At 56.8% G+C, this 16,023-nt stretch carries 12 protein-coding genes and 1 pseudogene; all 13 read right to left on the bottom strand.

Annotated elements, in window-relative coordinates; genetic code table 11:
• A pseudogene (locus tag ALO43_RS31445) lies at window positions 1–128 on the bottom strand (IS5/IS1182 family transposase); the annotation flags it as partial.
• Window positions 129–516: 388 nt separating this feature from the next.
• Entirely contained in the window at window positions 517–2,565 is a 2,049-nt protein-coding gene (locus tag ALO43_RS13000; protein WP_054989434.1) for a phospholipase D-like domain-containing protein, read from the bottom strand.
• Window positions 2,566–2,615: 50 nt separating this feature from the next.
• Entirely contained in the window at window positions 2,616–2,870 is a 255-nt protein-coding gene (locus tag ALO43_RS12995) for a PAAR domain-containing protein (protein WP_005895913.1), read from the bottom strand.
• A 97-nt stretch (window positions 2,871–2,967) separates the two neighbouring features.
• Complete coding sequence (locus ALO43_RS12990) at window positions 2,968–3,288, bottom strand: hypothetical protein (RefSeq protein WP_005895914.1); 321 nt, start codon at window positions 3,286–3,288, stop codon at window positions 2,968–2,970.
• A gap of 35 nt (window positions 3,289–3,323) precedes the next feature.
• The gene (locus ALO43_RS12985) at window positions 3,324–3,749 is read right to left on the bottom strand and encodes a DUF2628 domain-containing protein (protein WP_053479499.1); all 426 of its coding nucleotides are present in this window, start codon (window positions 3,747–3,749) and stop codon (window positions 3,324–3,326) included.
• A gap of 207 nt (window positions 3,750–3,956) precedes the next feature.
• Window positions 3,957–5,054 carry a type VI secretion system protein TssA gene (gene tssA / locus ALO43_RS12980; protein WP_054997627.1) on the bottom strand — a complete coding sequence of 366 codons (1,098 nt, stop codon included), beginning with the start codon at window positions 5,052–5,054 and terminating at the stop codon, window positions 3,957–3,959.
• Between the two features lie 92 nt (window positions 5,055–5,146).
• Window positions 5,147–5,665, bottom strand: coding sequence for an Hcp family type VI secretion system effector (locus ALO43_RS12975; protein WP_002551414.1), 519 nt, complete (start codon window positions 5,663–5,665; stop codon window positions 5,147–5,149).
• A 155-nt stretch (window positions 5,666–5,820) separates the two neighbouring features.
• Complete coding sequence (gene tssM / locus ALO43_RS12970) at window positions 5,821–8,313, bottom strand: type VI secretion system membrane subunit TssM (RefSeq protein WP_053931988.1); 2,493 nt, start codon at window positions 8,311–8,313, stop codon at window positions 5,821–5,823.
• The gene (gene tagF, locus ALO43_RS12965) at window positions 8,310–9,233 is read right to left on the bottom strand and encodes a type VI secretion system-associated protein TagF (RefSeq protein WP_005895928.1); all 924 of its coding nucleotides are present in this window, start codon (window positions 9,231–9,233) and stop codon (window positions 8,310–8,312) included. The genes tssM and tagF overlap by 4 nt, the downstream gene beginning before the upstream one ends.
• 31 nt (window positions 9,234–9,264) lie before the next feature.
• Window positions 9,265–13,182: a type VI secretion protein IcmF/TssM N-terminal domain-containing protein gene (locus tag ALO43_RS12960; protein ID WP_054997626.1), complete on the bottom strand. Its 3,918-nt coding sequence runs from the start codon at window positions 13,180–13,182 to the stop codon at window positions 9,265–9,267.
• A 30-nt stretch (window positions 13,183–13,212) separates the two neighbouring features.
• Window positions 13,213–13,926, bottom strand: coding sequence for a type IVB secretion system protein IcmH/DotU (gene icmH, locus ALO43_RS12955; protein ID WP_005895934.1), 714 nt, complete (start codon window positions 13,924–13,926; stop codon window positions 13,213–13,215).
• Entirely contained in the window at window positions 13,923–15,266 is a 1,344-nt protein-coding gene (gene tssK / locus ALO43_RS12950; protein WP_005895938.1) for a type VI secretion system baseplate subunit TssK, read from the bottom strand. Before tssK ends, icmH begins: the two co-directional genes overlap by 4 nt.
• Window positions 15,263–16,018, bottom strand: a complete 756-nt coding sequence (gene tssJ / locus ALO43_RS12945; RefSeq protein WP_080267969.1) for a type VI secretion system lipoprotein TssJ — start codon at window positions 16,016–16,018, stop codon at window positions 15,263–15,265. The genes tssK and tssJ overlap by 4 nt, the downstream gene beginning before the upstream one ends.
• Between the last annotated feature and the right edge of the window lie 5 nt (window positions 16,019–16,023).

Below are 16,023 nucleotides of genomic sequence, written 5' to 3'. Positions count from 1 at the left end.
AACGGTTCGATCAGGCCCAGCAGGCCTGTCCAGGGCACGACCTGATCCATCTCGGCGAGGAAGCGTTCGCGGCGTGTCTGCTTGCGTTTACCGGCGTATTCGAAATCGGAAAAGCTCATCTGGCTCATGGGCGGCTCGGATCAGGTGGTCAGGCGATTTTCGCATACCTGGGACTTGTTCGGAGAATCCCTACGGAGTTGACAAGACTGGTTGAAAGTAAATTTTGTAAGTTTGTAGCGGCCTTGTAATGGTCGTGTGCGGCGGCTATACGATAAAATATTACAGCTTGGTTGTACGCCTCCTTATTCTCTTGGTTCTCAAGAAAAAGCCCGTACTTATAAAGAATATCAGCGTCTTCATTTAGTTTTTGTAGAACGTCAGCTTCGTATGCGCACTGGAATTTTAACCGCTCATACGCGAAATCTATCTGTGACTGACTAGGCATCTCATCGTCCTTTTTAGAGCAGGCTGTTAATAGTAACAATATACATAAATTGATTATTGCTTTTTTCATTGTCAGTCCCAGTTTTTTCTGGATTTGGTTTCCTGTAAAAACTCAACTAATGAGGCGACTGGGCCTTGTAGTTTCACTGCGTCGTTTTTTTGCTTGTTTAATATTCTGTTCGTTTTGTTTGTTTCTATGATGGCTTGCCATTGCTGATAGATACTGGCTATGCCAGGCTCCGTTTTTGTCTCGCCGGTGTGTATGTCAAACAAATGTTCGCGCAGCGGCTTAGTCACTGTCGGATCTTCAACGCAAATGTTCAGCTCGGTATCAACCTGCATGCTTCTTGTATTAATATTAGCCGATCCAATAGTTGTAAATACGTCATCAATAATCATCAGTTTGCTGTGTATATAGACATCCATCCAGTCGTCTGGAGGAGAGTCAGGTGCTACTAACGTGCATATGTGCATCTTGAGCCCTCGGATTTCTGAAGGCGTTATAGGCTCTGCGTCTTTTCCAGGCATTTCCTGCTCCAGCCTTTCGACCTTTGCGCGAGCTTCTGCCAGCTTGGTTTTCAACGGTTCGTAAATGCGGGCGGCTCGCTCTGTATGATCAATCCCGTGGATCTGATTGAAAGCCGCAGCTTTCTGTGTGGCCAATAGCTCTTCCTGCTTAGCGGCATATAATTCATCCATCAGTTCGTCATGCCGCTCGGCCTGCGCGACTCCCGGCAGCAGCTCCGGGCGGCCCAAGTGCTTGAGCATGCGGAATGTGTTGACTGACCCGTCGCCCATTCCCTCTTCAGAAGAGTTCGTCACGACGAAGAGATAGATAGGCCCATGTTTTTTGAGGTCGCGACCACCGTCCAGAAGGTTTTGCACAACGCTTTTGATCTTTTCCGCTAGCGGTGGCCAGCGGAAATACTGATTTTCGATGTAGATGAACTGAGACGTATTGTTCACCGCTTTTAGGTAAAGCTTTTCAATATCCCTCACGTTGCTTTGGCTGTGGGTTCTGAGTATCTGCGCCATAAGTGGCGTGCCATATTCCCGGCGACCCTTTAGCTTATCTGCAATATGCTTGCGAGCTGTGAGCAGATCGACCTTGGTTTCTTTTTCCCAGGCTTCACAGAAATTCTGATTCAGATATTCAAGAATGGGGCCGGTGACACGGCTCGAAATATCCTGTCGAGGCGTCGTTCCGTTGCGGCCTTTTTGCGCGGTCTGGCGCTCATAGGCGTGGTCGTCCTTGTCCCAGTACGCATCCAGCGTGTTGTGCCCCATCACGAAGCCGACCGCAAGGTCAGGCTGTTCGTAATCCACCAGCACCATTTTCTGGTGGTGAGTCGGTGCGAGAAACATAGCCCCTGTACTCATCACTTTATTTTTTGTACTGCGATCTTGATCAAGCGCTTGCATCGCTAATCGCCATGCAGTTTCCACTCGGTCAGTGACAGAGAAGTCGCGTGTGACGAACTGTAATCTCGTGTCTTTGATGGATTCTTCGTCGCCCCATCCCATCACGCGAAAAAAGCGTTGACCTAATTCGATAACGCCGGTTTCAGCGCCTGTGTAGGCGAGGCGAACCTGGCGATACCACAACTTGTCGATCTCGATTTGGTCCTTGTCGCGATCCTGTGCGCCTTTAGCGCGCAACTCTTCAAGCTTTCTGGTCGTGCTATCAAAGCCTAACCCCTTTGAAATAGAGGTGGCGTGGAAAAAATCATCAAGGCCGGGAATCCAATTGCTGACGTTGTCGCCGGGCGTTGTGTTTTCCAAGGCTTGGGCCATGTGAGTCGAATCAGACCAGCAGAGGACTTTGACCTGAACCCCTTCTTGGGCTTTAAGTGCCAGAAGCTCACCGATACACAATGAGCAGGTATCGCCACGCTTGAAATACATCGAGGGCTGAAATCCCCAGCAAGCGATTTCAACGCTGTGCTTGGCAGCCATGATCGCGTCGTACACGGCACCGAATGCGCGCTCTCCGTTGACCAAAGGCTCAAAAGTAGCTTCGGCCGGGCAATACTCGGTGCCCTGCACAAACCAGGGAAGGTTGATGTTGCACGACATGTTCTTGCTGGTAGCGACCGGAGTGGTGATTGAAGGTGTGGTCATGGTCAAGCTCCCTTTGCGTGGATGCTGAGTGTTGTGTTCATCTCTGTTCCTTAGAGGTCCACGGTATCCTGCTGCGTTGCCATCAGCCGCGCACCACAGGAGATAAAATCACCTTCTCGGGCAACCGGGCGGCCATCCACCAGCAGGGTTTCATCCCCGCTGACGATGGTCCCGATGCCATGCGGGCAGGACACTCGGTCCCCGACCCGTGCCACGGCCAAACCGTTTATGAACATGCTGGGCGATCCCTCAAGGACCTGACCTGCATCTGAGGTAGGATCGTTGACAACGATGATTGGACGCATACTGGCTCCCTTGTGAGTAATGGCTCCATGCCTGTCCAAATGAGAGGTGGGGTTTAAAAACGGCAGACTTCAAGTGAGTGAGGCGAACGCCAAGCAGCTACAAAAACCTATCAAGCCTTGAGCGTCCTCTGGTTTTAATCATCAGTATCGCCATCGTTATTGCCTGTAAAAAAAGATAGGCTGATAACCATAAAAACGTTTCGGTCTGGTCCGAATCAAGGAAGGCACCGACGAATGCATAGCCTGCCGCGGTTAATGATAAGCACGTCGACATGGCGTAAGAAAACCGTGAAACACGGTCAAGAGGATTGTCACGCCTAATCAACGAGGCAATGGTTTTAATCGGCGCGTAGACAGTAAAAAATCCCAGCGCTAAAAAGAACAGCAATACTGCTGTAATGGCCACAGGCTCAAACATTTAAATCTCCCTGAAATAGAATCCATGTGCTCGTATTACCAGCGCAACCCCTCAAGCGGATTCCAACTCTGCTTGCCTTTCACTTCATTGAGGTAGTAGGCATAGTTTGTCAGCTGCCCGTAAAGCGCGTTAAACACAAATCCGAGTGCAGAGCTGGCCTCCCTGGCGTATCGAAACCCATACTTTTCCATCACGATGTCTGATGCGATAGACACCACTACCATAATCGCGATGAAGGACAGGTTCTTCTTCCACAAACCCATGATGAATAAATAAATAGGCCCAAAAAAGAACGCGAAGAAGTTGAAATTTATTTTCACTTTTTTTAGAAAAGGCAGTTGCTTAAGCGCGGGCTTGAACCCCGGAGCATTCGGTCCGCCGTGCGCTTCAAAAAAGGCGAAGCGTTCTTTCCATTTATCGCTGTATTGGTTTGATGCTTTTTCTGGTTCTGATGTGTTCATTCTCTTATCCGTGATGTGTGCGAATATTGCTCGTGCCCAAGGCGGAGCGTTTGGTGCGATCAAAAAGACAGGGCGGCCTGCGTGCGGCGATCCGCCAATTATCCAGATCAATAACGGCTATGTTAGTCATGCACGCAGACTCACCCTGTGGCGCCTTTCCGAAAGGTCTGTACGCACGTTCATACAGACCGATCCTACGAACTGCCCTTACTGCTTCGGCTCTTTCGTACCCAGCACATCGCGAATGCTGTCCACGACGTTGCTGTCTTTAATAACGTCGCTCAGCCAGCCTTCCAGTGGCATGTTGCCCCACTTGATGGCGCGTTCGATCAGGTACGGAACAGGGCTTTGCGGTTCGGTATTTTTGAAGAACTGCGCGATGCCGGCGAGCATGGTGAAGGCTTCGTCGCGGGTGGTCGGGGTGGTGCGCAGTGGTGCGGAGGCGCTTTCCTGGGTGGGCTGGGTCATCGCGGCACCTGCGGATTGGTCGACGGCGATTTCGGGGGCGGCCTGCGTCGCGGCAGCGGGGGCCGGGCTGAGTTCTATGCCACGGTCCTTGAGCAGCTTTTCAGTCAGTTGCCCGGCGCGTTGCAGGATGTCGCTGAGGGTGACAAGGCTCGGCGCGTCGCGGCCGAACAGGGTGTCGGCGGTGGCCTGGAGCTGCTGGCAGGCATAGAGGCTGGCAGCAATCTCGCTGGCTTTGAGCCGCAGGTGGTCCGAGTCGGTCAGCACGACCGAGCGCTGGAAGATTTCGGCGTTGATCTTGCCTTCTTCAACAGCTGCGTGCATGGCCTTGGGGTTTTGCAGGGCGAGGTTTTCGACGTGGCGTGACTCGTCGTAGCGCAGCAGGCCAAAGTTCTGCCCCTGCGTGATCGGCAACCCGCCCACGACTTCGGTGAGTGTGGTTTTCAGCCAGGCCAGACGGGCGGCGCGTTCTTCCACGCCGTCTTCCAGAGACGGATATAGGTCGTCCCAGAAATTTTGCAGGATCCGTTCGGCCACGGTCAGGCCGAAGGTGATGCCGACAAAGTGGTATTTGTGCGCCAGGGCTTCACTGAGCCAGGCGACGAGCATCAGGTCCTTGCTTTGTTCTGCGAGGCCCTGCGCGGCCAACGTGATGGTCTGATCCCAGTCAGAGGACTTGAGATCGGTTTGCCAGTCACCTTGGGTAAGGTAGTCGGGGTCTGCTCGACGAGCTTCCTTGACCTGATCGAACAGGGTGGAAAAGCTCAGGTCCTCGCCACTTCCCCCGTTGATGGGTGCCGTCAGATCGGCAAGCGAAAGGTCGTTGAGAAATTCAGACATAGTCAACTCTGATCAGAGGAGAAAAAAACACCGCGTCTGGACAGACACGGTGTTGAAGACGGGCCGCTTGCGCGACCCGATGTGTCACAGACTTATGCGAAGACTTTGTTCGCAGTGCGGTCCCAGCCGCCGGTTACGTTACCGCCACCCTGGCCATCGGAACGGCTCTGTTGGGTGTAGGTGGTCTTGATGCGAGCGAAGTTGAAGCTGATTTCTTCGATCGGCAGATCGCTGACGGCGTTGTCTTCGCCTTTCTGATTGCCACCTGCAACAGCCTTGACGGAAGACACGACCACTTCTTCCAGGTTGATGGTCAGGTAGGTCAGCTTGTCGCCGCCTGCACGGTTTACGTTCAGCTGGATCTTGGCGATGTGAGTGCCTTTGCAGCACGCTTCGAACAGCTTGGCAGAAGCCTTGTCCACAGATTTGCGGATGCTGAAGTCGCTCAGTGCAACGCGCTCGGACGAAGCACCGCCCGAGGAGCTGGCGGTAGCCGAGGTGGCTTGGGTAGCGCCGAACTCGTAACCTAGTACCTCGATCCAGTCCTTGTGCTTGTCGTCCAGAACTTCGCCCGGGATGCCGTCGATTTGGATATATGCGTCAAATGCCATTTTCTGCTTCTCCTTTCTCATTTAAAACCGTGACGTCTACGGACAGAACACGGTCCTTTTGATTAACCTTTCTGAAACAATCAAGAAAGGTTCTCTTGCCACGGCCCCGGTTTCGTATGGACAACCCGGGCTTCGGTTTACTTGCCGGCACGCACTCAGTTGAGTGCGCGTACTTCGATCTCTACGCGCCGGTTTGGCTCCAGGCACTGAATCAACTGAGCCCTGGGCTGCTGCATGTCGCATTTGACCAGAGGCTTCTCGCTGCCTTCACCCACCGCGTCCACCAGCTCGGCGGGTACACCTTTGCCGACCAGGTAAGTCTTGATGGTCTGCGCCCGCTGTTTGGACACCTGCATGTTGCTCTGCGGGTCACCCAACTGGTCCGCGTGACCTGCGATCACGATCTTGCCGATGTTCGGCGTGCTCAGCAGCTTGCCGGCAATCGCGCTCAACTGGTTTTGACCTTCGGTTTTCAGGCTCTGGAAATCCGCACGACCGAAGGCGAACAGCGTGTCCGACTCCAGCGTAATCGTCTCGATGGCCTTCAAAGACTGCGTCAGCAGGCTATTGATGTAATTACGCGAACTGGATGTCAGAAATGCGTTGTCGAGAATTCTCGGCACGTCCAGTTCATGAATCTGATCGCTGTAGAAGTTGATCTGCCGGCTGGCGTACTCGTAATCCTGATTCGAGCCTGCCTCGGCATTTGCCGTGATGGTCTTGCCGGTCTGACGTGCGATGGCCGGGTACCAGTAATCAGGCATCTTCGCTTTCAGGAAAGCCGGGTCGGCCTTCTCGCGCTGTGCTCGCGACAGCATCACGTACGTGTCCAGCGTTGCCTTGCCGAAGGCCGCGATGGACTGCGCACGGTTGTCGGGCGGCAGGGCCTTGGGCTCGACACTGTCTACGCCAGTGACCGGCATCAGGTCCTTGGCATTGCGCTGGTAGACCTTGATGGTGGTCAGCAGGTATAGCGAGCGCGTCAGGTTGTCTGCGGTCGGCTTGAGCATCACCGTTTCCAGGCGATTGAAGTAGCGCGTGCGCAACAGCGGCTCGATGTCATAGCCCCTGTAGAGTCCCAGACGCATGCGCAATGGCACACCTTCATCGTGATGACGGCCGTAATAGAGCGCTGTCCAGAAGCGCATGCGATCCAGTGTTTGCCATTCGGTGTATTGCCCGGTGGCCTTGCTGTCATCCGCTACGGCTTGGGCCAGTTCATTGGAAATCGACTGAATGTTGTCCTTGTTGTTCCAGTACGACCAACCCCACAGGCTGCAGATCAACAGGGCAACCAGGCTGGCGCCGCCAATCCAGGCGGCCTTGCGACGCCGCTCGCGGTGGTTGGTGGTGTACAGCGCCACCAGGTGCTGGTCGGGGATGATCACTTTACGGAACAGGCTGTTGATGAACAGCGGGTGCGGTTGCGCATTGCCGTCCACCACATCCTGCTCGCTTTCCAGCTGGAATCGCTCAGTGACCTGGCGAGTGTGCCCACCCATTTCCGGCTGATCGGCGTCCAGTGCGCTGGTGAAGTAGAAACCGCGCAGCATCTCGGCGCTCTGATATGGGTTGGCGCGCAGCAGGGCATCAACGAACAGCCGCAAGCGCGGTTTCAGCGCTTCCAGCTCCAGCGGGAAGCGATACACCGCCGTGTCCTGGCGGGTGATCTGTATGTCCTGCAGTACCAACTGCTGATTCGCCACCTCTTTCCAGTAGCTGATCAGCTCGTCCATCGCCACGCCGAAGCGCTGGCCCCAGTCGGCCTGTTCGTAGCCTTTGTGCGGGAAGGTCTTGCCCATTACCTCGCCACGCGCTACGTCGTCTAGCTGACGGTAGAACGGCACAAAGCCCGGTACCAGGTCGCACTTGGTGAACACCAGATACACCGGCAGGCGTACTTCCAGCAGGGCGTGAGTTTCCTGGATTCGTTCGCGCAGACGCTTGGCAATGCGCTCCTGATCCTCGACCGAAGCTTGCAGGATGTCGTGGATGCTGACCGTCACGATCAGGCCATTGAGCGGTCTGCGCTGGCGATGCTGACGCAGCAACTGCAAAAACGCCCGCCATTTGCCGGCTTCTTCCTGATCGTTCATGTAACGGCCAGCGGTGTCCAGCAGCACGGCTTCGGAGCTGAAAAACCAGTCGCAATTGCGCGTGCCGCCCAGCCCGGCGACACGTGCGCCTTCACGTTCGGCGTAAGGGAAGTTGAGACCCGACTGATACAGCATAGTGCTCTTGCCTGCTGCGGGCTGGCCGACGACCAGATACCAGGGCAGGGCATAGAGCGCGTCCTTGGCATTGGAGCCGTTCGGTTTGTTGCTCTGCAGGCGCTCGATGCTTTGCAGCAGACGCTCACGCAGCATGCTGACCTCTTCGCGATCTGCCGGGCTTGCGTTGAGCACGGCCTGATCGGCGTCGTCGCGCAACAGCCCCTCAAGGTTCTGATGCTGAGACACACCGCGATACAGCAGCAGAACATAAGCGGCTGACAGCAACAGGAACAGGCCGATACCGGTCAGCAGGCTATTCATCGAGCTGAAGCCAAGGGCTCGACCGATGCTCCAGACGATAAATATCGCCAGGAAAAAGCAGACCCCTAGTATGTAGGGCTGGTAGCGCAGGAAGTAATACTTGATTTTGTTCATACGGACTTCAAATCCAGCACATCGACAAAACGGTCGATAACGTCATAAAGAGGGCGGTTTATGTCTGGAAACACATGGCCTCGGTGGTGTTCGTCGAACGCGTCGAAAGGGGCCAGCACGTCATAGTTCTCCGAATGCTCACCCACGCCCGTCACCACGCGGTACACGCCTGTGGTATTGCGGGACGGAAAACAGAACAGCCTGGGGCGCATGAAGTCGTCCGCCAGAATGCTGATCTGTGGCACAGCGTTGTTTGCGTTGAGGCGCGACAACCAGTTGACCCAAAGATCTGCAGTCGGGTTCTTCAAGCCCCGTTCGGCAGGTAGCGGCAGGGAAATCCCGACCGGCGCCTTGTGTGACGGTCGGCTCAACGCTTGCAGCCTGGTGAGCACGGCATTGCTGATGAACTCGGGGTAAGAACTCTCCAGCGACTTGGCGATGTCACGCAGCGTGAAGTTCACCAGAAACTTTTCATGCACACGCCGGAACAGCTCGAAGTCCTGCCCTTGCAACGGGCGCAAGGCCCTTATGCGCTCGAACAGCACCGCAGTGCCTTCCGCCTGCGCCGCCATGTGCAACAACGGCTTGATCTGCCCGGCGAACAGTTCGCTCAGGGTGAACGGGTTCACAAACACGCCGGCATCGCTGGCCTTCACCGTTTGAAAGATGAAGAACGGATAACGTCGCGCACTGGAGTCCCGTGAGCTGATCAAACCGCCCACCAGCCAATTGCCGTTGCGTGCCCGGTAGCTGAAGAAACACACTGGCAACCGGTCGAAAAGCGTGCGCCAGTCTTCGCGGTGCTGCATGTCGGCGAGCGCGCCCTGCAGCCAGGCGTCGAACTCGCAGGCTTCTTCGCTGGCGCCATGCAGGCTGACGAAGTCTGCGCTCGCGGGCACTTTTCCGAAGCAGCCAATCATCTGCTGCCCTCCAGATCCGCCATGCTCATCCTCACTTGGTCCGTCCATCAGTTGCATTCAAGGCACTCAGCGCCTTGACGTTCGCCAGGTCGGTCAGTTTTACGCCGCCATAGTTGCGAACCACGAGGCTGACCGGACCTTTGGCGGTGTTCCAGCTGAAACGCTGCTGGATGCCGTCGAGGTCGGCAACACGCGCACTGTCGTTCATGCGCAGCAGGCCCCAACGCCCTGTGTAGTCGAACACGGTAATGCGTTCGCCCGACAGCGTCACTACGTCCAGGCGTGCGCCCGGTGCGGTGGTAGTGCCTGGCCAGGAGAAGCGGCTCCAGCTGGTTTTGCCGTTGCGGTAATGTTGTTCCTGGCCATCCAGCGTGAAGATGATGTCAGTGAAGTAGGCCGACGGCTCGAGCATGATCTCGAAGCCATTGTCGCGGTCCGACAGGCTGGCGATGACTTCGCCCAGCGAGCTGGCCTTGTCGATATTGCTGACCAGTTTCGGATTGACCAGCGGTGCCTTGCTGCCGCTGCTCATGCCCAGACCTTCGCCATCGGACAGGTTGCCGATTTCGTTGCGTTTGAAATTCGGCAGCAGGCCTGATTCCGGATCGACGAAGCGTTGCAGATCTTTCACCGATGCCTCGTTGCGGCTGTCGGGAGCGATCGGGTAACGATGCGCCATGACCTGTTCCCAAGGCTTGGCAACCTGTTTGGCCCAGGCTTTAGCGATTTGCTCGCCAGCCGGGTCACGCAGGGTTTCCCAGGCGAACTGGATCGGCAGGCTGAACAGGCTTTGCAGCGACGTGGAAAGCCCGCCCTGGCTGGTATCGACCGTGGTTTCAACGTAGTTGCGCACGTTGGTGACTTCGCTCGGCTGGCCTTCCAGGGTTTCACTGATCAACTGCTTGCTGCTTTTACCGACATCCTGCGAACGCTGGATATTGCTCATCCGGACCTTGAGCTTGCGCAACGCAGCAAGGTAGCGGTCCATGATTGTGCTGTCGGCGCCTTCGGCGTTCTGCGCTGCGAAGACCCGCGAAACAGGCTCGAAACGCTTGGCCAGGCTGCCGTCGTCGACCGCGGGCAGTGGCGAGGTCAGCACACTGGCTGCAGCTTCCTTGTTGTCGAAGATACCGCCGACCTTGCCCCAGAAACCGTCATCGCGCTTGACCCCGGTCTGCTGTGCTTCACGCGGTGCAGGTACGTCCCACTGGGTGTTCTCGTTGACCGCCGACAGCAGGAGTTTTACTGGTGAGTTACGCACATCGCTGAGCAACGACAACTGTTGCGTGGCATTTACCATATCGCTGAAGCGACGCACACCGATGCTGTCGATCATGGTGTACCAGACCTGCGTGTAGTCACGTTTGTAACGGGTCATGAACTCACGGACGAAGTTGGCTTTCTGTACGACGCTGTCACCGCCCTCGCCATCAAGTACCCAGTCCGTCTCGTTACGCAGATTGCCCGACACCAGCTTGATCAACTCGGGTTTGACGAACTCATCCCAGCCTTGGCGGGTGAAAATCGCAGGTACCGCTTCCGAGCCATACAGCAACTGGCGGCCGGGCATCGGCACCAGGTCATTCAGGCCGATGGCCGGGAACTGACGGCTCGATTCAAGTTGCAGGCGCAGGTATTCACGGTCCACCAGCGAGCTGGAAATCATGAAGAACTTAAGGCTCTTGCGAGTTTCATCGATCAACTGTTCATTGCGTGGCATGGCCGGCGCGTCGCCATTCTTGAGCAGTTGCACGTAAACCGGCGAGTTGTCCTCGATCACGTTGTCGCTGATCGGGTTGGCATCGCTGGAAATACCTGTCCAGGCCACCGGCAGCGCCACACCGACAAACTCGGTTTCCGGATGCGCGGTGGGCTGAGTCAGTATCAGATAAAGCTTGAGGGCGTTGTATGACTCGATGATGGACGCGACCTGCCGTTCATCGAGTCGGCCGAGCATTTCTTCCGACAACGACAAACCGCCTGTCGTCGCCGACAGCTCGGCCGCATCGTTGGCGGTCGCCGGATTGCGCAGAGCGGCAATCGCCTCGCTGCGTGTCTGGCTGGCTGTGCCACGGGCGGCGCCAGTCAGGCGATTGGCAACATCGCCTGTGCTGCGCGGGATACTGCCCAGGCTGGTCGGACGGCCTGCTGCCAGGTTGCGAGTGCCGCGGTCCAGCAGTTTCTGGCCCTGAGCGCGTGCCTTGCCTGTTTTGGTGCCAGAGCCAGCGGTTGCAGCGCCGAAGCCATACTGCGGGTCCATGGTTTTTGCGAACTCGTTGAATTCGCGCATCTGCAATTGCAGCTTCAGTGTGATTGGCTCCAGCGCCTGGGTACGCAACTGCTGCAAGTAAGCGGTCTGTGTGGCGAGATAGATATCACTACCGCGATACAGGCCACCACTGAGTTGCAGCGGTACGCCCTTGGTGCGGTATTTCTCGATGATCGCCAACTGATTGCGCAGCAATTCCAGCCCTTGGCCGGAAGCGAGGCGTTGCGCGCGGTCCGGGGATTGTTCCAGCTCGGTCAGTTGCTGGCTGATAGAAGCCAGCCACTGCCGGTTGTTCTGGAACGACAGGGTTTGCCAGCCGATGAAGGCCAGCCCGGCGAGCAGCGCCACCCCAATGGCAATCGGGCCGATTGATCTGTCCCGGCCGTGGCGTGACTGGTACAGCGTCAGGTCGCGGTCAGGGAAGATGACGCGTCGGAAGGTGTCGGTGATGAAATAGCTGCGATCACCGGTTTTGCGGTTTTGCTCCTGCTCCAGCGCAGCGGCTTCGGAGGCCGGCAGCAAGGCGAAAGACTCTGAAAGGTCATCTTCATAGACCGGCGTCAGCTGTTTTTCGGTTTGCAGGGCGCTGGTGAAGTACAGGCCGCGCAACAACAGCGGGTTACCGTTGACGTTACTGCGCGCAAAGTGCTGCAGAAACTCTTCGAGAACGGTCGACAGTTCAGCAAAGTAGCTGGGGAAGTTCAGCAGCGCACTGTTGGCGTTGGCACCCAGCGCGGTTATCTGCGAGTCGACGTGACGACTGACATGCGCCTGCAGATTTGCCAACTTGGTTTTGAGCACCGAGCGCAGGCTTTGGGTGTTGATCTCGTTCAGACCGAAGGTCATGCCCAGCGGCTGTTGGCGCTCGTGCAGGTCCAGACCTTCAAATGCCTGATTGAAGCCCGGCAACTGGTCGGTCTTGGTCAACATCAAGTAGATAGGCGGGTTGGCATCCAGGCAATCGGTGTATTCCTCGATGCGCGATACCAGGCGCGCGCCCATCTCGTTACGCTCTGCGGCAGAGGCAGCTAACAGTTCCGGCAGGCTGACCACCAGCACCAGGCCGTTGACAGCCGCTTTACTGCGTTGCTTCTTGAGCATGCGCAGGAACGCAGCGAACTCGCTGGCCGACTGGTCGTCGCGAAGGTAACGGCCAGCGGTATCGATCATCACCGCTTCAGGGCTGAAGTACCAATCGCAGTGCTGGGTGCCGCTTTCCGTGTCGTTGGCGCTGCTGGCAATACTGGCCGACAGGCCCGAGCGCGTCAGCAACGAGGTCTTGCCCGCCGCCGACATGCCGATGACCAGATACCACGGCAGGTCGTAGAGCGCCGATGAGCCGCCGCCACCCGCCGAACGATCGGTACGCAACATGGCGATGGCATGCTTGAGACGGTCGCGAAGCACTTGCTGATCGCGGAACTCGCCGGTCGATTTCAGCGAACGGTCAACTTCGATCTGGACCAGATTCTCGAGGTTGTGTTCGGTACGGATCCGCCGGTATTGACGCAGCACGATCAGCAGCAGATAGAAGGCGCTGATGATCGCCATCGCTTCGAGCATGTAGCCTTGCAGCCAGCTGATTCTGGGGGCGAAAAACCAGCACACGGCGAGGCTCGCCAGCCACAGTATCGGGACCAGAAACCAGAAACTTTTTAACAGACGCAATAATGTCTTCATGTCTTCCTGACTCGGTTACCTGAGCGGGGCTCAAGCATTGAACAGTTGGCTGATTTGTTCGGCCAACGCGGCCACGTCTTTGCCCAGCAACCAGTCGAGTGTCAGATAGACAGCCAGGCACACGAGCGCAATGAGCACCAGATAGAGCCAGACCGGCACTTCATGACGAAGCATCTGTGAAACCTGATCAGGCAACGCCCAGTCCGGCGACAGTGCCTTGGGCGTCTTGCGATGCCGCGCAATGTCCTGACCCAGGGTGTTGGCCAGATAGCGCAGCTGGTCTTTCTGGCCGAGGCCGAACTTGCCTTCGAAACCCAGCGCCAGACACAGGTGGTACACCTCGAGCACATCGAGGTTTTTCTTCACGTCGGCGCGCAGCAGCTCAATCTTCTCGAAGAAGCCCTCACCCGCGAGGTGAACCCCGAAATAACGGAACTGCAACGGCTCCATTTCGAAGTGGCGACGCATGTCGTTATCGCCTGAGCGCAGCACGCTTTCATCAAGGAATGCGCACAGTGCGTACTGGGCGTCCTTGACCTGTTCGACGCTGTAATTGGCGCTGCGCGCCTGGCGCTCGAGGTTAGCGAAAAAGGTATCGACGCTGGCTTCGAACGCAGTGACCGAGGTCGACTGGCGACCGCGACGCACGATCAGCGCCATGGTGATGAAGTCCCGTACCAGGTCTTTGAGCGTAGGCTTTTCGGTTGCGGCCGTAGCGGCACCTTGCATCACGGCATCATTCATTTAAGCACCGCCAACAGTTCAAGCTTGAGATTGGTAAACGCGCTGGGCGCGTAGAAGGAAATGGCCTGGGCTTCCATCATTCGCTCATACACCCGGCCATGCGGCTCGATGGAGAAATAATGGTTGTCCAGGCGCACCGGAATGGCGTTCGGCAGACGTGTCGAGTGGTTCAGTGTGACACCAGGCATGGCGCTGTTGACGACCACTTCGATGTCTTCCGGCGAGCCCACCTTGAACGCGCGCGGCACCAGTTCCAGTAGGCTGGAGCCAGGCATGTCGGCGTGTACCGAGATATAGAAGTCGGCTTCGGTGAGGCGCGGGTCCAGCAACTGGCCTTGCCAGTACGACGGTCTGACCTGGCTCAGGTTGATGACGATGCACTGGTTCGGGATCACGTTCTCGAGCAACAGACGAACCAGTTCGTCAAGCTTTACCAGCGAGGCGGCCGGGTCCTGATGATCGTAATCCGGAATGTCGGTGAGCTGGGTGTCCAGCGAGAAGGTCAGCAAACCGCCTGCCAGTTCGGCAAGAAACAGGTACAGACGCTCTGGATGCAGGCGTGGATGGGCCAGTAGGTGTGCCAGTTGCGGATAAGCCCGGTTGACGGTGTTCAGCAGCCAGAACAGCGTCACGTCGCTGGAACCAAACTCGGCGATCTGGTCCGCACGTTCGCGACGGCGACCGGAAAGCGCTTTGCTCTTGGCTTGCAACACGCTGATCAGGCGCCTGCCGAGGCCGATCAGTGTCTCGTGAGTGCCCACGTGCAGGGTCGGATGCACAAAGTGAGCATCAAGGTTGAAGCCACCGATGTTGTTGCGCGCCAGTCGGGCAATCGGGCAGTAGCTGTAACCGTCCAGACTGTCGCCATCGACCAGCATCACGACGTTCAGCCGCAGGCTGGTGATCTCGTTTTCCAGATCGCCTTCGTTGAGGTCCGGCAGCGTGTCGAACTGTTTGCGGAAACGCCGGGCACTCTTCTGTTCCTGACCGTCTTCGACGTAGTTCAGGCCAAACGGTTCAGGCAGTTTAAGCGCTGCGTAAACCTTGATTTCGCCACCTTTGATGAGGTTCTTCAGGTCGCGTGCAGCAGGCAGCGGATCGTGCTGTGGGGCGTCGTAAAGGCTGCCGTCCGGGAACACCAGCTTCAGGCGCTTCAGCTGCAGCGAGCCGGTCGCCAGTGCCTCTACATCGACCTCAAGGGTTTGCACACCCCAGTGGAAGGGGGTGTTGCGCAGGGTCGACTCAGCAAGCTGATGCTGATGAAACTCATCCTGGTATTGGAAATGTTGTGGCAAAAGGAACATGCCTTCCGACCACATCACGCGGCTTTGTTTGCTCATTTGGCGCCTTCCAACAAAGAATTGAATTGTGAGTCCGCCGCTTTTTTAGCGGAGCTGCTGGCAGAGTCCTGAACTTGCTGAACTGCCGCGTCCTGCGCACGATCGGTCAAGGTCTTTTCTGCAGGTTTTACCGGCAATGCATTGGATTTGTTGAACTGCTCTTCGGTCTTGAGTCTGTTCAGCACATCCACACCGCGGGCGGCGAGGATGTAGTTGTTGTCCACCAGCACGCGAACACCGTCGGACGAGAACCAGATACCGTCCTTGCGCAACGTATTGGCGTCGAACGCCACTTTCCAGCGGCTGTTCTCGTCAGTCCGAAAGAACGCCGCGATGCCCACGTACGAAGCGTTGGGGTTCAGCGGCCATTGATCGGTCTGGCCCATGCCCGGCAGCAGAATCAGCTCCTTGCTTTCGACCAGCGTGTTGCCCAACGCCTTTTGTGGATTATCCCAGAGGCTGTCGGCGTCGATGGACTCGAAGCGCTCCAGCGAGGACAGTTGATAAACGCGCACCACCACCGAGAGCGGCTTGCCGTACTCATCGGGGTTGAGCTGGTTGCCACCGTCGGTCGTCAGGATCACTTTCTCGTTGTCACCGAACATCATGTCGCCAGCCCAGGTGTCATCCATGCGCTTGGCGACACGGTCTGTCACGCCACAGGCGGACAGCGCCATCATCACTGCCAGAACAGCCAGGCACCTTGCCAAGGCTGGCTTCGAGGAACTTTTGCCTTGAAGTCTTTTATTCATCACGT

It is taken from the genome of Pseudomonas tremae (assembly GCF_001401155.1).
Lineage (GTDB): Bacteria > Pseudomonadota > Gammaproteobacteria > Pseudomonadales > Pseudomonadaceae > Aquipseudomonas > Aquipseudomonas tremae.
This window is presented reverse-complemented; position numbering and strand designations above follow the sequence as displayed.